Annotated in this window: 14 protein-coding genes; 6 read left to right on the forward strand and 8 right to left on the reverse strand. The window is 68.5% G+C overall.

The window, feature by feature from the left end; translation table 11 throughout:
• The coding region (locus tag IQ292_RS17650; RefSeq protein WP_338057616.1) for a methyl-accepting chemotaxis protein at positions 1–1,199 on the reverse strand (1,199 nt) is incomplete at its 3' end.
• A gap of 494 nt (positions 1,200–1,693) precedes the next feature.
• On the opposite strand from IQ292_RS17650, the gene glpX reads away from it, so the two are divergent.
• Positions 1,694–2,659, forward strand: a complete 966-nt coding sequence (glpX, locus tag IQ292_RS09555; RefSeq protein ID WP_203310102.1) for a class II fructose-bisphosphatase — start codon at positions 1,694–1,696, stop codon at positions 2,657–2,659.
• Positions 2,656–3,375 carry a CPBP family intramembrane glutamic endopeptidase gene (locus tag IQ292_RS09560; RefSeq protein ID WP_203310103.1) on the forward strand — a complete coding sequence of 240 codons (720 nt, stop codon included), beginning with the start codon at positions 2,656–2,658 and terminating at the stop codon, positions 3,373–3,375. Before glpX ends, IQ292_RS09560 begins: the two co-directional genes overlap by 4 nt.
• On the opposite strand, the gene IQ292_RS09565 is transcribed toward IQ292_RS09560, so the two are convergent.
• The 7 genes from IQ292_RS09565 to IQ292_RS09595 form a co-directional block, all read right to left on the reverse strand.
• The gene (locus IQ292_RS09565) at positions 3,338–4,225 is read right to left on the reverse strand and encodes a DUF429 domain-containing protein (protein ID WP_203310104.1); all 888 of its coding nucleotides are present in this window, start codon (positions 4,223–4,225) and stop codon (positions 3,338–3,340) included. The genes IQ292_RS09560 and IQ292_RS09565 overlap by 38 nt on opposite strands.
• Positions 4,222–4,983 carry an ABC transporter permease gene (locus tag IQ292_RS09570; protein ID WP_203310105.1) on the reverse strand — a complete coding sequence of 254 codons (762 nt, stop codon included), beginning with the start codon at positions 4,981–4,983 and terminating at the stop codon, positions 4,222–4,224. The genes IQ292_RS09565 and IQ292_RS09570 overlap by 4 nt, the downstream gene beginning before the upstream one ends.
• Positions 4,980–5,912, reverse strand: coding sequence for an ABC transporter ATP-binding protein (locus tag IQ292_RS09575; protein ID WP_203310106.1), 933 nt, complete (start codon positions 5,910–5,912; stop codon positions 4,980–4,982). Before IQ292_RS09575 ends, IQ292_RS09570 begins: the two co-directional genes overlap by 4 nt.
• 142 nt (positions 5,913–6,054) lie before the next feature.
• Positions 6,055–6,759 (reverse strand): DsbA family protein, encoded by a 705-nt coding sequence (locus IQ292_RS09580; protein ID WP_203310414.1) that lies wholly within the window; start codon positions 6,757–6,759, stop codon positions 6,055–6,057.
• 5 nt (positions 6,760–6,764) lie between these two features.
• Positions 6,765–8,117: a M48 family metalloprotease gene (locus tag IQ292_RS09585; RefSeq protein ID WP_203310107.1), complete on the reverse strand. Its 1,353-nt coding sequence runs from the start codon at positions 8,115–8,117 to the stop codon at positions 6,765–6,767.
• A 163-nt stretch (positions 8,118–8,280) separates the two neighbouring features.
• Positions 8,281–8,799 carry a hypothetical protein gene (locus tag IQ292_RS09590; protein WP_203310108.1) on the reverse strand — a complete coding sequence of 173 codons (519 nt, stop codon included), beginning with the start codon at positions 8,797–8,799 and terminating at the stop codon, positions 8,281–8,283.
• Positions 8,800–8,997: 198 nt separating this feature from the next.
• Positions 8,998–11,724 carry an Rne/Rng family ribonuclease gene (locus tag IQ292_RS09595; protein ID WP_238940971.1) on the reverse strand — a complete coding sequence of 909 codons (2,727 nt, stop codon included), beginning with the start codon at positions 11,722–11,724 and terminating at the stop codon, positions 8,998–9,000.
• Positions 11,725–12,187: 463 nt separating this feature from the next.
• Here IQ292_RS09595 and IQ292_RS09600 point away from each other — a divergent pair, with 463 nt between their 5' ends.
• From IQ292_RS09600 to IQ292_RS09615, 4 genes are all read left to right on the forward strand, one after another.
• Positions 12,188–13,435: an N-acetylmuramoyl-L-alanine amidase family protein gene (locus tag IQ292_RS09600; RefSeq protein WP_203310109.1), complete on the forward strand. Its 1,248-nt coding sequence runs from the start codon at positions 12,188–12,190 to the stop codon at positions 13,433–13,435.
• A gap of 235 nt (positions 13,436–13,670) precedes the next feature.
• Positions 13,671–16,184, forward strand: coding sequence for a penicillin-binding protein 1A (locus IQ292_RS09605; protein WP_203310110.1), 2,514 nt, complete (start codon positions 13,671–13,673; stop codon positions 16,182–16,184).
• A 56-nt stretch (positions 16,185–16,240) separates the two neighbouring features.
• Complete coding sequence (prfB, locus tag IQ292_RS09610) at positions 16,241–17,368, forward strand: peptide chain release factor 2 (protein WP_203310111.1); 1,128 nt, start codon at positions 16,241–16,243, stop codon at positions 17,366–17,368.
• Positions 17,368–18,108, forward strand: a complete 741-nt coding sequence (locus IQ292_RS09615) for a class I SAM-dependent methyltransferase (RefSeq protein ID WP_238940972.1) — start codon at positions 17,368–17,370, stop codon at positions 18,106–18,108. Before prfB ends, IQ292_RS09615 begins: the two co-directional genes overlap by 1 nt.
• Positions 18,109–18,535 lie beyond the last annotated feature (427 nt).

The raw sequence follows: 18,535 nt of genomic DNA on the forward strand, positions 1-18,535 counted from the left end.
GCCTCGACCGCCTTGCCGACGATGCGACCCGACTGTTCCGCCTCGACACGCGCTTCCTCCACCGCGGTGTTCGCCTTCACCGCACCCGCGGCGGTCTGGCGCACCGTGGTCGTGATCTCGTCCATCGCGGCGGCGGTCTCTTCCAGGCTGGCGGCCTGCTGCTCGGTACGCTGCGACAGGTCGTCCGATGCCTGGCGGATGTCGCTGGCACCGCTGTTGATGCCGCTGGTCGCCTCCGTCACCGCGGTCATCGCATCGCCCATCGCGGACAATGCGCGATTGAAATCCTCGCGCAGCTTGGCGAACGGCCCCGTCAGCTGGGTTTCGATCCGCGTGGTCAGGTCGCCCGTGGCAAGCGCCTCCAGACCCTTGCCGATGCTTTCGACGATCAGCGTCGCCTGCTCGGCCTTGGCCCGCTCTGCCGCCGCCAGCTGGTCGCGCAGGTTCTTCATCGCCGTGACCAGATCGCCGACCTCGTCGGTGCGATCCGCATCGGGGATCGCGACGTCCATGTTGCCGGCGCCGAGGGCGGTCAGCCCTTCCGTGACCGTGCGCAGCGGCGCGGCGATCGATCGGATCAGCATCATCATCAAGCCGACCAGCAACGCGACGACGCCGATGATCGAGACAATCAGGAGCATCCGCGACGTGCGGTACGACGCTTGCGCCTCTTCGGCGATCCTGGCGGTATTGGCCCGCTGCGCATCCATGAGTTCGCTCGCCGCCGTGTTGCCGCGATTGTAGACGTCGCGATTGTTCAGGAAGTGGCGCAGCGCATCGTCGTGACGCCCGGCCTGAACGAGTGCGACGCCCGCCGGCACGGTCTTCATGAACTCGGCCCAGCGCAACCGCAGGGCGTCCAGCTTTTCCTTGGGCCCTGGGGCGACGACGTTGTCGCCCAACCACTTCAGTCGCGTGTCGATGAGCGCGGCGCGCTCGTTCATGCGCTTGAGATATTCCTGCTGAAGAGCGGGTGTGTTGGCGAGCAGGTGAACCGCCTGATAGGCGCCGAAGTCGGACGTTGCGGTGTTGACGTCGTCCTCCAGGCCGAGCTTCGTGGCCTGGTCGCGACCGAGATAGTCGGCGCGCTCCGCGGCGACCGACAATCGATAGATGGAAAAACCGCCAAGGCCGACCAGTGCGGCAATGGCGATGGCGAATGCGACAGATAATTTACCCGCGATCTTCAAGTTTTTCACAGAGGCACGTCCCGAGCTGTTGGCGGTACCCCCGCACCGCCCCGTTTCCGCCGAACCCCGATCATCGCGCACGATGACCGACTGCCGTCGACGGGGCGGCAGTCCCCCCTCCCGCGTGCAGATGCCCTGTGCCCGGAGGGAAAACCGGGGCGAGTGTCGACGCTCCCCCCAGTTAAGTTCGCTCCGGAAGTATCAGGGAAAGAATGAAAAATAGATTAAAAAGGTCCATAACGGTTATTGCTCAAAATGGGTGTTTCTAGGACGCGGCCGGTCAAATCATGGCTTGAAACGTCGGCGGCTGCCGCGCCGGCGAGCGGTCAGCGCTCGAACAATCCGCCTGGCTTATCGGAATGCGGGCACATCCATGATCGGCCAAGGCGCGCGTCGGTAGGATGGGACGACAGCACCGCCCGTCCCGCCCACGCATGCCCTCGACACGATGAGCGCGCCCGCCTATCGCCGCCCGCAAAGCTATCGACATGCAAGGGGAAGATATGACCGCCGCCAGCCAGGTCCTCGACCGCGTCCTCGTTCTCGAGATGGTGCGCGTCACCGAAGCGGCGGCGATCGCCGCCTCCACGCTGGTCGGTCGCGGGGACGAGAAGGCGGCGGATGCCGCCGCCGTCGAGGCGATGCGCGGCGCGCTCAACGAACTCTATATGGACGGTACCGTCGTCATTGGCGAAGGCGAGCGCGACGAGGCGCCGATGCTGTTCATCGGCGAGAAGGTCGGACTGGGGAAGGGACCGGAGATCGACATCGCGCTCGATCCGCTGGAAGGCACGACGATCTGCGCCAAGGCCGGACCGAACAGCCTCGCGGTGCTGGCGATCGCGGAAAAGGGCGGCCTGCTCAACGCCCCCGACGTCTATATGGACAAGATCGCGGTCGGCCCCGGCCTGCCCGACGGCGTCATCGACCTCGACCGGTCGCCGACGGACAATATCCGCGCGATCGCGGCGGCCAAGGGGGTCAAGCCCTCCGACATCATCGCTTGTGTGCTCGATCGACCGCGGCACGAGGCCCTGATCGCGGAGCTGCGCGCGCTCGGCGTCGGCGTCATGCTGATCGGCGATGGCGACGTCGCCGGCGTGATCGCCACCGCCGATCCGGAAACCACGATCGACGTCTATATGGGATCGGGCGGCGCGCCGGAGGGTGTGCTCGCCTGCGCCGCGCTGCGCTGCGTCGGTGGTCAGTTCAAGGGCCGCCTGCTGTTCCGCAACGATGACGAGCGCGCCCGTGCCCGCAAATGGGGCATCGACGATCTCGACAAGCAGTACGACCTCAAGGAACTCGCACGCGGCGACTGCATCTTCGCGGCGACCGGCGTGACCGACGGGTCGCTGCTCGAAGGCGTCAAGCGCCGCAAGGGCAAGATGACGACCGAAAGCGTCGTGATGCGCGCCTCGTCGGGCACGGTGCGGTGGGTGAAGGGCGAACATCGCCTCGACGGATGACGATCCTGGCGCTCGCCGCGCTGGTGAGCGCCTATGCAGTCGTCCTGCTGTGGCGCGGGCGATTGTGGCTGCCGGTCCGTGTGCCGATCGCCGCACGGCATGGTCGCTGGGCGATCGGCCTGTGGCTCGGCTATGGCCTGCCGGCGCTGATGTTCCTGGCCCTTGCGGGACAATGGGGTGCGCTGCGTTCGCTTCCCCCCGCCTTCCTGCCGCTTTCCGCGTCGCTCGATCTTCGGCCCGGCGATATCGGTTTCGGAACCATCGCGACCGGGCTTGCCGGCGGCTCGGGGCTCGGGCTGCTCGCGACCTGGTGGCGGGCGCGGCGCGGGCGCGCGCCCTGGACCGCGGGCGATGCGCGCGCGATCATGCCGACGAGCGATGCCGAACTGCTGCCGGCGACCGCGCTCGCGATCAGCGCGGGCGTGACCGAGGAATTGTTCTTTCGCCTGGCGCTACCGCTTGCGCTCACGCTGCTGACGGGGGCGCCCGCGATCGGCTGTGGCCTCGGAACCGCCTGTTTCGCGGCGATGCATCGCTACCAGGGCCGGGTCGGCGTCGTCGCGACCGCGATCGGGGGGGCGCTGATGACGGCGCTCTATCTCGGCAGCGGCGCGCTGTGGCTGCCGATCGTTGCGCATGCGCTGACCGACCTCAACGCCCTCGTTCTGCGTCCCGCCGTCAGCGGCCGGATACGGCGGCGGGCCGTCCGTCGATAGCGACGCCTCGCAGCGCAGCGGCGGCGGTCAGCCGATCCTGCAGCGCGGGGGCGAGCGGCGCGACGATATAGCCGTCGTCGAGATCGCCGATCATGATCGATTCGGCTGACGGCGCGAGCCGCCAGTGCAGCGCGATGGCGAGGCAGAGCATCGCATCGAGCCGATCCTGATCGGCCTTGCGCGGGCGGGGAAGGGCCGCGGCGTCACGGCACCAGCAGGCCGGCTCGGCCAGGTGCCAGCGGTCGAACTGCGCGGCGGCGGCGCGCGCGACGCGGCACCAATCGTCCGGCCGGAAGCGCGGGTTCGCCGGATTGTACTTGGCCGCGGCCTTGCGCGCCGCGCAGCCCGCGTCAAAGGCGGGTATGGCGAGGGCGGGAAACACCTCCATGACATGACGGCCATTGGACGCGGCACGCGCGGCCATCGGATCGTCGGCGGCGCCCAGCGCCGCGAGGAACGGCCAGATCGGCGCAGCGTCGCAGAACATGCCGGTCTTGCTGCGGCTCGCGGGCTGCACGCCGCCGCCGAGCCAGCTGATCGCCGCCGCCGCGACGCGTTCCGCCGGGCGCATGCCGGCGGCGTTGCGGACGATCGTCGGCTGATCCAGCGCGATCAACGTGTAGCCCGTAGCGACCTCGTCGATGAAGGCGAGCGCCTCGGCGAAGCGCGCGAGGCGGGGCGGGTGGAAGGTCACGGTCCCGTCGCTCGCGACGACGAGCGCGGCGATCGCGCCGGGCGCGCGCGGATTGTCGGTCCAAGCGGAATCGAAGCCGATGAAGCTTTCCGACGCCCCGGGCTGCCCGGCATCGGACGCGCGTCCGCCGGGGGCCGTGGCGTCGGCCGGGTTCAATTCTTCAGCCGCCAGCCGGTGCGGAAGATCCAGCCGACCACCGCGAGGCACAGCAGCAGGAAGCCCGCCGTGACGCCCAGGCTGATCAGCACCGGCACGTCGCCCGTTCCGAAGAAGCTCCAGCGGAACGCGCTGACCAGATAGACGACGGGGTTGAACAGCGTGACCGTCCGCCATGGCTGCGGCAGCATGTCGATCGAATAGAAGACCCCGCCGAGGAAGGTCAGCGGCGTCACCACCAGCGTCGGGACGAAATTGAGCTGTTCGAAATTCTTGGCCCAGATGCCGATGATGAAGCCGAACAGCGAGAAGGCGAGGCTGGTCAGGATCAGCAGCGCGGCCATCGCGAATGGATGGTCGATACGTACCGTGACGAAGGCGGTGGCGGTCGCGAGAATGACCAGGCCGATCGCCACCGACTTGGTGGTCGCCGCACCGACGAAGCCGATCACCATCTCCATCGCGGATATCGGCGCGGATAGCAGCTCGAACACCGTGCCGGTGAACTTGGGGAAGTAGATGCCGATGGACGCGTTGCTGACGCTCTGCACCAGCAGCGACGACATAATGAGGCCCGGGACGAGGAAGCTGCCATAGGGCACGCCGCCCACTTCCTGGATCCGGCCGCCCAGCGCGCCGCCAAAGATGATGAAGTTGAGGCTGGTGAGCAGGACCGGCGTGATCAGGCTCTGCCACACGGTGCGCAGCGCGCGCGCCATTTCGAAGCGATAGATCGCCCAGATGCCGTTCAGGTTCATGCCGCGCGGCCTCCCACCAGGTCGACGAAAATGTCCTCGAGGCTCGACTTCGACGTTTCGAGGTCCTTGAACGCGATGCCCTGTTCGGCCAGCGCGCGCAGCAGCGAGGGGATGCCCGTATGTTCCTCCGTCGCGTCGAAGACGTAGCGCAGCGTCTTGCCCTCGTTCTCCAGCGCGAGGTGCCAGCGTTCCAGCCCCGCCGGTATCTGCGTCATCGGCTCTACGAGGGTCAGGTCCATCTCGCGCTTGCCGAGCTTGCGCATCAGCGTCGCCTTCTCCTCGACCAGCAGCAGCTTACCGCCGGTGATGACGCCGACCCGATCCGCCATCTCCTCCGCCTCCTCGATATAATGGGTGGTGAGGATGATCGTGACGCCGCGCGCGCGTAGCTTGTGGACCAGCTTCCACATGTCGCGGCGCAGCGCGACGTCGACGCCCGCGGTCGGTTCGTCGAGGAACAGGATGTCAGGCTCGTGCGCCAGCGCCTTGGCGATCAGCACGCGGCGCTTCATGCCGCCGGAAAGCTCCATCACCTTGGCGTCGCGCTTGTCCCACAGCGAAAGGTCGCGCAGCACCTGCTCGACATGCTGGGGGTCGGCGCCATAGCCGAACAGCCGCCGCGAATAGCTGACCGTCGCCAGCACGGTCTCGAACATGTCGACCGACAGTTCCTGCGGTACCAGTCCGATCATCCGGCGGGCCCGTTTGAACGCACGCAATGCATCGTGGCCGCCGACCGAGATGCTGCCGGTCGACGGCGTGACGATGCCGCAGACGATGCTGATCAGCGTCGTCTTGCCCGCGCCGTTGGGGCCGAGCAACGCGAAGATCTCGCCCTTGTTGATCGTCAGGTCGACGCTGTGCAGCGCCGTGGTGCCGCTCTTGTAGGTCTTCGACACGCCGGAAAGCGCTAGGATCGGTTCGGCCATGCAATGCCCCCTTGTTGCCGCGGGAGATAGGGCGGCGGGCGGCCGGGCGAAAGGGTGCCGGGTTGCGGTATCGGGCACGTCCGGCGCCAATCGGCCCGGTCGGCGGCCCCTGGCCGGCGCGTGGAGCGCTGGAACGCCCGCCCTATCGGCCGCGGGCCGCCGCGATCGCCTTTTCCAGCTCCTCCACCGGCAGCGCGCCGGCGAGCATCTGGTCGCCGATCACCCAGGTGGGCGTGCCGGTCATGCCCAGCTTCGCCGCCGTCTCCATGTTCCTGGCGATCTCTCCGTCGAGGGCCGGTGCACTGGCGGGCGGCAAGCTGACGCCCGTCTTCGCCGCTGTCGCGCGGATCGTCGCGTCGCTGACCGGCCCCGCCGCGTAGAGCGCGTCGTGGAAGGCGGCGAACTTCCCCTGTTGCGCCGCCGCCAGGCTGGCGCGGGCCGCCGGTCGGCTGGTCGGCCCCAGGATCGGCAGTTCGCGATAGACCACGCGCAGGTTGGGATCGCGCCGGATCAGGTCCGCGATCATCGGCAGTGACGCGCGGCAATAGCCGCAGTTGTAATCGTAATATTCGACCAGGGTGACGTCGCCCTTGGGATTTCCCGCCCAGGCGCTGGCGAACGGCGTGGTGATCGCGTCGCGATTGGCCGCCACCGCCTTGCCCGATTCGCGCGCCTGCAACGCCTGCATCGCCTGGGGGATGATCTCCGGGTGTGAGAGCATATAGTCATGGACGACTCGCTCGATGCGCAGGCGGTCCGCGCCGCCGGGGGCGACGAGGCGATCGGCGCTCCATACCGCGCCGGCGCCGATCAGGGCGCCGAGCGTGGCGACGCCCAGCAGATGCATGGTCTTCACTTGCGCTTATACTTCTTCGGATTGTCGTCCATGTCGTTCTGGGCGGCCATGGCGATGTCCTGCGCGCGAATCCAGTCCGCGGTGTTGGCGGGGATGCGCGCCATCGCATAGCGCGCGCTTTGCGCGGCGGTGCGCTGGTCGCCGGTCATGCTCGCGCGCTCCGCGGTGGCCAGCGCCGCGCGCGCGGTGTCGCCGGTCAGCTCATAGGCGGTGCCGAGCTGGTACCAGGCGAAGGGATTGTCGTCGTCGCGCTGCGTCGCGATGCGCAGCACCTTGATCGCCTCGGGGTAATTGGTCTTGTCCTCGGTCGCGATCAGCGCATGGCCGAACGTCGTCGCGATCAACGGATTGTTGCCCGACCCCTCGGTCGCGCGGCGCAGCGGCATCAAAGCATCGGCGGGTCGCCCCGCTTCCAGCAGGATCTGTCCGCGGATCTCGAGGAAATAGGGATCGTTCGGCTTCGCCTTGAGCAGCGCCGCCGATTCTGCATCGGCTTTGTCGGGATAGCCGGCCTTGTGATAGGCGTAGGCGCGTGCGTAATGCGCATAGACCGTGTTGTCGGTGTCCGGGAAGTCGGCCAGTGTGCGCTCGGCGGGCATCACATAGCCCTCCAGCTTCGCCTTCACCCGGCGGAACCGTTCCTCCAGCGCGGGATCGGAGGGCGTGTTCCAGGCCGGCGACGCCTGCAGATCGGCGGTCAGATGCGCGATGCGCTCGCCCGACAGGGGGTGCGTCTGCATGAACGGGTCGATGTTCTCGACGCCGTAGCGATATTCCTGCTGCTGCAGCTTCTTGAAAAAGCTCAGCATGCCCTTGCCGGTGATGCCGGCGGTGCTGAGATATCTGGCGCCCGCCGCGTCGGCGGTCGATTCCTGCGTGCGGCTGAAGGCGAGATATTTGCCCAGCCCGGCCTGCTGCCCCAGCGCCATCAGGCCCGCCCCCGCCTCGCCGCTGCCCGCCGCGATCGCGGCCAGGCCGAGAACCATCGACAGCAGGGTGATGCCCATCGCGGGCTTCATGCCACGGTCGGCGAGGACGACATGGCCGTCGGCGATATGGCCTAGTTCGTGTGCGATCACGCCCTGTACCTGGTTGGCATTGTCTGCCGCCTGGAGCAGGCCGGAATGGACGTAGACGGTCTGACCGCCGGCGACGAAGGCGTTGATCGAATCGTCGTTGATCAGCACGACCTTGACGTCGCGCGGGCTGAGGCCTGCCGCCTTGATCAGCGGCGTCGACATGTCGGCGAACATCGCCTCCGTCTCCGCGTCGCGCAGGATCGACTGCGCCGCCGCAGGCTGGGCGGCAAGCAGGATCGCGGCGGCGGCAACGGCAAGCAGGCGCTTCATGCGCTATCGGTCCCCGGCCGGTGGCATAGCGCCCACCATAGGCGCGCCGCGGGGGAAGGTCACGGCGAAACGCGGCGAACGGCTCATCGCCGCGCCTATCGCGAAGCCTAGGTGAACCGCGGCTGAAAGCGAAGGCGGCCGTGACCGTCGTGGCGGTGCGTCTTCAGCCGCGGGTCAGGCTGGCGATGCAGGCGGCCCGTGCGCGGGCGAGCGTCGCGTTGCGAACGCGCCGGACGGCGACGAGCGTCCGGCTGCGATAGGCGGCGATCTCGGCCGCGGGAACGTCGATGAACCCTGCGCTGCAGACCGTCGCCGGCCGGAGCACGGGCGATGCGCCGGTGAGGTCGAGGACGGCGAGCACGCGATCCGGTGCATGCGGCAGCGCGCCAGCGAGGCTGAGCCCCAGTCCCTCGGCCGTCGCGGCATCCGTGCCGGGAGCAAGCAGCGGCGCAAGTTCGATCCAGCCTGGGGCGGCGGCGTCGATCCTGGCTTCGACGACGTCGAACCACAGATTGTTCGCCGCGAGTCGGTCCACCACGCGCGTCGCGCCCTCGCGTCGGACAGCATCGCGGATGCCCGCCGGCGTGGTCGGCACGTGGCGCGGCCGGGCATCGGCATGCGGGGTGAGGAAAATGCCCGCGAGCAGGACAAGGGGCAGGATCGATCCGGTCGGCCACCGCATGCGCATATCCTTTGCTCGCGCCGCGTTGCGCGTGACGGCCGACCTTAGGTGCGATGGCTTACAGGTCGCTTACGGGAGCGTCATGGGGCGATCCCCGCAGGTTATCGCGCCGCCTGCGGCATGCCGGTGCAGACGGCAAAAGGCCCTCCCGCCACGAGGCGGGAGGGCCTTTAGTTTGCTCAGCCTTGCGGTGAAGGGTCAGCCGCCGAAGGTGCGCTGCCACCAGCCGCGGCGCGGCGTGTCGGTGGATTCGCCGGCGGAAGCCTCCGCATCCGCCGCGGCCGCATCGGCCGCCGGTTCCGCCGCCGGAGCGTCGGCCGGTGCGGCGACGGCCTCTGCCGACAAGGATTCTTCCGTCACGGCAGCGGGCGCGGCCTTGCGACGCGTGCGCTTGGGCTTGGGAGCCGCTTCCGTCGCCGCCTCTGTGGGGGCGTCGGCAACGGGTTCGGCGGCCGCCGGGGCGGCCTTCTTCCGGGTGCGCTTCGGCTTGGCGGGCGCTTCGGCTTCGGCCCCGACCTCGAGCGTCGCGGGCGCCGGCTCGGCCACCGGCTGCTCGGTCGTCGCAGCCTCGGTCGTCGGCGCGGCGGCCTTGCGGGCGCGCGGGCGGCGGCGGGTGCGCGGCGCCTCGGCGGGCGCATCCTCGACCGGTTCGGTCGCGGGCGCGTCCAGCCCGGTGGTCACGGGACCGGCATCGCCAGCCTCGACGATCGGCTCCAGTTCCGGCGCAGCGGCCTCGGCGGCCTCGGCGGCCTCGGCGGCCTCGGCGTTCTCGTTCGCCTCGACCGTGCCTTCGGCGCTCCGACGACCACCACGGCGGCCGCGACGACCGCGACGGCGGCGCTTCTCGCCCTGGCCCTCGGCGACGGCGGCGTCTTCGACGTCCTCGCGGGCAAGGGTCTCGGCCTCGTCGTCACCGGCGTCATCGGCGTCCTGCTCGGCGTTGCCGGTCGCGGGCGTGGCGTCGACGCTATCGTCCTGCTGCTCGCCCTGCTCGTCGCGGCGACCACGGCCCCGGCCGCGACGACGACGGCGACGGCCGCGACGGCCCTCGCCGTCTTCGCCCTCGGCGCGATCCTCGCGCGGTGCACGGGTTTCGGCTTCCGCCTCGACCTCTTCCTCCTCGTCGAACTCCTCCTCGATATCCTCGGGCAGGTCGTCGTCGAGATCCTCGACCAGCGGCTCGATCTTGGGGGCGTGCGTCGGCGGCGGTCCGCTCGCCTCGACCGACATGCGCGCGCCTTCCTCTTCGCGATCCGGCAGGATCTCGACGGTCACGCCATAGCGATCCTCGATCTCCGCGATGTCGGCGCGCTTCTTGTTGAGCACGTAGACGGCGGCTTCCTGGCTGGCGCGCAGCGTCAGGATCGACCCGCGGCCGCGCGCGGCCTCGTCCTCGATCAGGCGCAGCGCCGACAGGCCGGCGGACGAGGCGGTGCGGACCAGGCCGGTGCCTTCGCAATGCGGGCACTGGCGGGTCGACGCCTCAAGTACGCCGGTGCGCAGGCGCTGGCGGCTCATTTCCATCAGGCCGAAGCTGCTGATGCGGCCGACCTGGATGCGCGCGCGATCGTCCTTCAGCGCCTCCTTCATCGCCTTCTCGACCTTGCGGACGTTCGAGCCGTTGTCCATGTCGATGAAGTCGATGACGACCAGGCCCGCCATGTCGCGCAGGCGCAGCTGGCGGGCGATCTCCTTGGCCGCCTCCAGGTTGGTCGCGGTCGCGGTCTGCTCGATATTGTGCTCGCGCGTCGAGCGGCCGGAGTTGATGTCGATCGACACCAGAGCCTCGGTCGGGTTGATGACCAGATAGCCGCCCGACTTCAGCTGCACGACGGGGTTGTACATCGCCGCCAGCTGGTCCTCGACGTGCGCGCGCTGGAACAGCGGCACCGCGTCGGCATATTGCTTCACCCGGCGCGCATGGCTGGGCATCAGCAGCTTCATGAAGTCCTTGGCGTGGCGATAGCCGTCCTCGCCCTCGACGATCACCTCGTCGATCTCGCGATTATAGATGTCGCGGATCGCGCGCTTGATCAGGTCGCTGTCGCCATAGATCAGCGCCGGCGCCGACGAATGCAGCGTCGTTTCGCGGATGCCGTCCCACAGGCGCGCCAGATAGTCGAAGTCGCGCTTGATCTCGGTCTTGGTGCGCTGCAGTCCGGCGGTCCGCACGATGCAGCCCATCGACGACGGCAGCTGCATGTCCGCCATGATCGACTTCAGCCGCTTGCGGTCGGCCGCATTGCTGATCTTCCGCGAGATACCGCCGCCGTGCGACGTATTGGGCATCAGCACGCAATAGCGGCCGGCCAGCGACAGATAGGTGGTCAGCGCCGCGCCCTTGTTGCCGCGCTCTTCCTTGACGACCTGGACCAGCAGCACCTGACGACGGCGGATCACGTCCTGGATCTTGTAGCGGCGGCGCAGATTCATGCGGCGCTGGCGCAGTGCTTCGACCTGGTCGTCGTTGCCGTTGCCGCGCGGACGCTTCGACGTGCCGGTCGCCTCCGCATCGTCGGCATGGTCGTCGTGATCGTCGTGATGGTCGTCGCCGTGGTCGTCCACGGCGTCGTGATCGCCCTCGAACTCCTCGTCGTCGCCGTCATGTTCGGCGCGCAGCGCGGCCTCTTCGGCGGCATGCTCCGCCTCTTCGCGCAGCAGCGCGTCGCGATCCTCCTTGGGGATCTGGTAATAATCGGGGTGGATCTCGCTGAACGCCAGGAAGCCGTGGCGGTTGCCGCCATAGTCGACGAACGCCGCCTGCAGCGACGGCTCGACGCGCGTCACCTTGGCGAGATAGATGTTTCCCTTGAGCTGCTTGCGCTCGGCGCTCTCGAAATCGAATTCTTCAATACGGTTGTTCTTGACGACGGCGACCCGGGTCTCTTCCCGGTGGCGTGCGTCGATCAGCATACGCGTGGTCATTGAATAGTCTCCACGCGCGTCCCGGTGGTGCGGCAGGGCCGGCAGCAGGGCGGGGCGCGCGACGATGAAGCGCGCCGATCACGTCGGCGCGGGTGTTTGGCAAAGATGCGTCTGCTCGCCCGGCAATCTGGGGGGCACGGCCCGCCCACACGCCCGCGCATCCGCCGGCAACTGCCGGGCGGTGTCGGAACGTGGAGAAATGCGTCATGCGAGCGTCAACCTGGTTATGTCCCGCGCCAGAACGGCACGGCGGACCGATGTGTCGCCGACCTTGGTCGCGACGCACGGGTACATTTGATTAGGTAGCATTGTGAGAGCCGCATCGCAACCGGCGGTAAATTGCCGGTTTCGGCGGCAAAATCGTGCCCAACGGACAATTAACCCTGCCGCGCAACCCGGTGGCAGGAGCTTGGCTCCTATCGGAACTTCTCGCGATCACAAGGGGATCGCCAAAGGGGTATGGATGGTTTTTCGCTGGACCCGCGGCCGGGTGAAGCGGCAAATACGTGCCGTGTTCGCGTTCCTGGCCCTCTTCGCCGGATGGCTCGTCGGCGGTCCCGCCGCCGCGGCGACCGCGGTGCGTAGCGTGTCGGTGGTCGACGGGCGGATCGACATCCGCTTCGACGGCCCGGTCGGCGATGCGACCGGCCTCATCCTCAAGGGCACGCGGCAGATCGCGGTCGACGTCGCGGGGGCGATGCCCGGCGCGCATGCGATCGGCGGGGGGCCGGTGGCCGGCATCCGCCAGATCGCGCATGCCGGCGGCACGCGGCTGCTGTTCGACCTCGCGCGTCCGGCGGTCATCGACGACGGCGGCTTCGATCCCGACGGACGGCGCCTGACGCTGTCGCTCCAGGCGGTCGACGTGGCGCGATTCGCCGCCGCGAGCGCGGCGGGCCCACTCAGCTTTTTCCCCTTCGATCTCGGCACGCTGACCGCGCGGCCGAAGTACAAGGTGTCCGTGCCGGTGCCGCCGCCGGCGCGCGGCGTGAAGCTGCCGCGTGTCGAGGGCGAGGACGACCGGCCGCTGGTGGTGATCGATGCGGGCCATGGCGGTGTCGATCCCGGCGCGATCAACGCCGAGACCGGGCTGCGCGAGAAGGACGTGACGCTGCGCATCGCGAAGGCGATCCGCGACCAGCTTCTCGCCAGCGGTCGCGTGCGCGTCGCGCTGACTCGCGACGACGACCGCTACCTCGTCCTGCGCGAGCGGTTCGGCATCGCGCGACGGCTGCACGCCAATCTGTTCATCTCGATCCATTGCGACAGCGTCGGCAGCGGCGAGGCGAGCGGTGCCTCGGTCTACACGTTGTCGGAAGTGGCATCGGACAAGGAGGCCGCACGGCTCGCGGCGCGGGAGAACAAGGCGGACGTGATCAGCGGCATCAACCTCGGCGACGCCGGTGCGGACGTGTCGTCGATCCTGATCGACCTGACCCAGCGCGAGACGATGAACACGTCCGCCAACTTCGCGCGGCTGCTGGGGCGCGAGGCGAAGCCCCTGATCCCGACGAAGGACGTCTTCCACCGCATGGCGTCGCTGATGGTGCTCAAGGCACCCGACATGCCGTCGATCCTGTTCGAAACGGGCTATATCTCGAACGCGCGCGACGCCGCCTTCCTGGACAGCCGCGAGGGGCGCGAGAAGATCGGGGAAAGCGTGACGCGCGCGATCGAGGTGCACTTCGCCCGCCAGATGGTGAGCCGCTAGGGTCCGGTCCACCTGCATGGAAGCGGCGCCGGCTCTCATCCCAACCCGGCCGCTCATCCACGATACGCTGTGTGGGCGGCCGGGTGGGGGTGAGGGCCGTCGCCGCCCCGATCCGCCTTGCCGGATCGCACGCTAACGGCCGCGCAGCATGGCGGTTCGCCGCCGCAACGCGGCGCGGCACGCCGCAATCGGCTGGCAACCGGCTGCGAACCTGCTACACGCGAGCCGCAAGTCTATGGCGTCCGATCCCCCCAGCACCACCCGCATGACCCGGTATCGCGACGCAGGCGGCCTGCGCGGCGTGGTGCGGGCCGCCTGGGGTCGGTGGTGGGTCAAGGCGCTCGCGGTTCTCGCGGTGCTGGCCGCGATCGGCTATGGCGTGTTGTGGATCACGATCCTGCGCGATCTGCCCTCCGTCGCCCAGTTGCGCACCTATGAGCCGCCGCTGCCGACGAACGTGCGCGGCAACGACGGCAATCCCATCCAGTCCTATGCGCGGGAACGGCGCGTCGAGCTGTCTTACAGCGAATATCCGCCGCTGCTGGTCCGCGCCTTCCTGGCGGCGGAGGACAAGACCTTCTTCGAGCATCACGGCGTCGATTACCCCGGACTTGCCGGCGCGGTCATCGATTACGCCCGCAAGTTCGGCAGCGGCAAGCGCGCCCGCGGCGGCTCGACGATCACGCAGCAGGTCGCCAAGAACCTGCTTATCGGCAACGAATATTCGCCCACGCGCAAGCTGAAGGAGGCGATCCTCGCCTTCCGGATCGAGGATACGCTGCAAAAGCCGCAGATCCTGGAACTCTACCTCAACCAGATCGCGCTCGGCCGGAACGCCTTCGGGGTCGAAGCGGCGAGCCACGCCTATTTCGACAAGGAGCTGCCCGAGCTCGATCTCGCGCAGCTCGCCTATCTCGCCGTCCTGCCGAAGGGGCCGTCGAACTACGATCCGGTCCGCCACCCAGACCGCGCCATGGAACGGCGCAACTGGGTGTTGGGCGAAATGCTGAAGAACGGCTTCATCACGCAGGCGCAGCACGATCAGGCGGTGGCGGAGCCGCTCGGCACGATCCTGCGCCGCACGCCCAAGTTCGAGCGCGTCGGCGGCTATTTCGTCGAGGAGGTGCGCCGGCAGCTGATCGATAAGTTCGGCGAGAATTCGCAGGACGGCCCGTATAGCGTCTATGCGGGCGGCCTGTGGGTGCGCACCAGCCTCGACACGCGATTGCAGGACCTGGCGACCCAGGCGCTTCGCGACGGACTGATCCGGTACGATCGCGGACGCGGCTGGTCCGGCCCGATCCGTCATGTCGAGATCGAGGACGACAATTGGCTCGGCGCGCTGATCAACACCAACATCGCGCTCGACTATGCCGATTGGCGCGCCGCGATCGTCATCGCCCGCGACGGTGACGCGTGGCGGATCGGCTTCGGCGACGGCAAGACGGGCGAACTGCCGCGGTCGCGGGCCCTCATGCCGGTGCGCGGCAGCGCGGCGACCAGCTTCTCGGCGCTGAAGCCCGGCGACATCATCGCGGTCGCGCCCGAAGGCGGCAGCTGGTCGATCCGGTCGATCCCCAAGGTTTCGGGCGGTTTCGTCGTCGAGGAGCCGGCGACCGGCCGCGTGCTCGCGATGCAGGGGGGCTTCGACAGCCGCATCCAGGCGTTCAATCGCGCGACACAGGCGCTGCGCCAGCCGGGGTCGACGATAAAACCCATCGTCTATTCTGCCGCGCTGGAAAACGGGATGACGCCCGCGACGATCATCCTTGATGCGCCCTATTGCGTCTACCAGGGGGCACGGCTCGGCCAGAAATGCTTCCGCAACTTCGCCAACATGCGCGCGGCGGGGCCGCACACGATGCGCTGGGGCATCGAGCAGTCGCGCAACCTGATGACGGTCCGCGCCGCGGCGACGACGGGCATGCCCAAGGTGGTGGACGTGATGAAGCGGCTGGGCGTCGGCACCTATTCGCCTTATCTCGCGATCGCGCTCGGCGCGGGCGAGACGACCGTCAGCCGCATGGTCAACGCCTATGCCACGATCGCCAACCAGGGGCGCGCGCATGATCCGAGCCTGATCGACTTCGTGCAGGATCGCCACGGCAAGGTGATCTGGCCGGAGAATTGGCGTGCCTGCGACGGCTGCAACGCGCCCGACTGGAACGGCAAGGCGATGCCGCGCCCGCGGGACCGGACGCGGCAGGCGATCGACGCGATGACCGCCTATCAGATGGTGCACATCACCGAAGGCGTCATCCAGCGCGGTACGGCGACCGTTCTGCGCGATCTCGACCGGCCGATGATGGGCAAGACGGGCACAACGACCGGTCCGACCGACGTCTGGTTCATCGGCGGCACGCCGCAGTTCATCGGCGGTCTCTATCTCGGCTACGACAGTCCGCGGCGCCTGGGCGCGGCGGAGGGCGGCACCGTCGCCGCGCCGATCTTCAAGGAGTTCGCGGTCAAGGCCTATGAGGGGCTCGACAAGCTGCCCTTCCGCGCCGCGCCGGGCATCCGCATGGTCCGGATCGATCGCGCGAGCGGTCGGCCGGTCTACGGCACCTTCCCCACCGACACCGACCCCAAGCCGGCGGTGATCTGGGAAGCGTTCAAGCCGGAGAGCGAGCCGCGCCGTGCGGCGCGCCATGCGGGGCCCACGCCTGCCGCCGCCGCCACCCCCTCCGCGGCGAAGACACAGGCGCCGCGCGACAGCGACTTCTTGCAAAGGGAAGGCGGAATCTACTAGCGCCGCTTCCATATCCGCGGTCCGTCCGCCATTCTTGCATTTTCCGGAGATCTTCCATGCGCGCCGAAGCGCAATCCCATGTCGACCGCATCAAGGACGCGCTGGCGTTGCTCCGCCGCTTCCTCGATTGGGACCGCGCGCTGCGCCGGCTCGACGAACTCAACGCGCGGGTCGAGGACCAGGCGCTGTGGAACGACCCCAAGGCCGCGCAGGAGGTGATGCGCGAGCGTCGCCGACTCGACGAGGCGATCACCGCCACGAAAGCGATCCAGTCGGAACTCGACGACACCGTCGAGCTGATCGAGATGGCCGAAGCCGAGGGCGATACGGAGATGGAGACCGAGGGCGTCGAGGCGCTCGCCCAGCTCGCCGTGCGCGCCGAGCATGACAAGGTCCAGGCGCTGCTCGCGGGCGAGGCGGACGCGAACGACACCTATATCGAGATCAATTCGGGCGCGGGCGGCACCGAGAGCCAGGACTGGGCGGGCATGCTCCAGCGCATGTACACGCGCTGGGCCGAGCGCCGCGGCATGAAGGTCGAGCTCATCGACTATCACGCGGGCGAGCAGGCCGGGATCAAGTCCGCGACGCTGCTGGTCAAGGGCGAGAACGCCTATGGCTTCGCCAAGACCGAAAGCGGCGTACACCGCCTGGTGCGGATCAGCCCCTACGACAGTGCCGCGCGGCGCCACACGAGCTTCTCGAGCGTCTGGGTCTATCCGGTCATCGATGACAATATCGAGGTCGACTATAACGAGAGCGACCTGCGCATCGACACGTATCGCGCATCCGGCGCCGGCGGCCAGCACATCAACACGACCGATTCGGCGGTGCGCATCACGCACATCCCGACCGGCATCGTCGTGCAGTGCCAGAACCAGCGTTCGCAGCACAAGAACAAGGCGGAGGCGTACAACCAGCTGCGCGCGCGCCTGTACGAGCTGGAGCTGCAGAAGCGCGAGGCGGTCGCCAATGCGGAGAACGCCACGAAGACCGATATCGGCTGGGGCCACCAGATCCGCTCCTATGTGCTGCAGCCCTATCAGCTGGTGAAGGACCTGCGCACCGGCGTCACCTCTACCGCGCCCGGCGACGTGCTCGACGGCGCGCTCGACCCGTTCATGGCGGCGGCGCTGTCGCAGCGGGTGACGGGCGAGAAGGTTGATGTGGAGGATGTCGACTGATGGCCGCGACGCGTCGCAGGGGGCGGGGGATGGTGGACGGCGTGCTGTGCGCGCTGCTGCTGCTTGCCGCCTGCGACGGGTCGAAGCCGTTGATCCGTCGCGATCCGGCCGAACCCGGCCCCTTTCCCGCCGCCGACAGGCCGGTCGCCAGCATCGTCTCGTCCCGCTGGTCGAGCGAGGAGGCGCGCGACCGCCTGAACGAGGCGACGGAGGTGATGGACAAGGCGAAGATCCGCCGCGGTATGACCGTCGCGGACATTGGTGCAGGCGAGGGCTATTACACGATCCGCCTCGCCCAGCGGGTCGGCAAGACGGGGCGCGTGCTGGCGGAGGATATCGTCGCCAGCGTCCGCGATGCCCTGGCCGACCGCGTGGCGCGCGAGGATCTCGAGAACGTCTCGGTCCGGCTCGGCGAGCCGGCCGATCCCAAGCTTCCGGAACATAGTTTCGACCGCGTGCTGATGGTGCACATGTATCACGAGATCGCGCAGCCCTACGAGTTCCTCTGGCGGCTGCGTCCGTCGGTAAAGCCGGACGGCCTGGTCGTCGTCGTCGACGCGGACCGCCGTCCCCAGAATCACGGCACGCCGCCCGAACTGCTCCGCTGCGAGTTCGAGGCGGTCGGGTATCGCCAGGTGTCGCAGGCGCAGATGCCATCCGCGGGTGGCTACATGGCGACGTTCCAGCCCGTCGGCGCGCGTCCGGAGCCCGCGCAGATCAAGGCCTGCCGTCTCCGCTAGAGGCTGGTCCATGTGGGTGAGGGCCGGTACCGCGCCGATCCGGCCTTGCTCGATCGCACACTAACGGATGCCGCGGCGTCGATCGGACGGTGGATGCGCGCCGGCGTCGCGTCGGTCGTCCTTCCTGTCGATGCCATCGAACACGAACAGGGTCGTCGGCGCGCCGCGTTCCGGTACGGCGCCCTGGAACGCCTGCACCGGCGCGACCCGGCACCGTAGAGGGAAGCGGCGGCGCGCGGGCAGGGCGCGGTCGATCCCAATGCCCTTTGGGATCCAAGCCGCACGGTCATGATGTGCGTCTGCAGACCAAGGGCGTCCAAACCGAACTTGAATGCGACCGCCGTGTGAACGAATCATGTTCAAAATGGCCTTGACGTTGAAAATAAAGATTATTCTTGCGAGATAGGGGTGAACGTAGAGTCCTGTT

This window comes from Sphingomonas beigongshangi (assembly GCF_016820445.1).
Lineage (GTDB): Bacteria > Pseudomonadota > Alphaproteobacteria > Sphingomonadales > Sphingomonadaceae > Sphingomonas > Sphingomonas beigongshangi.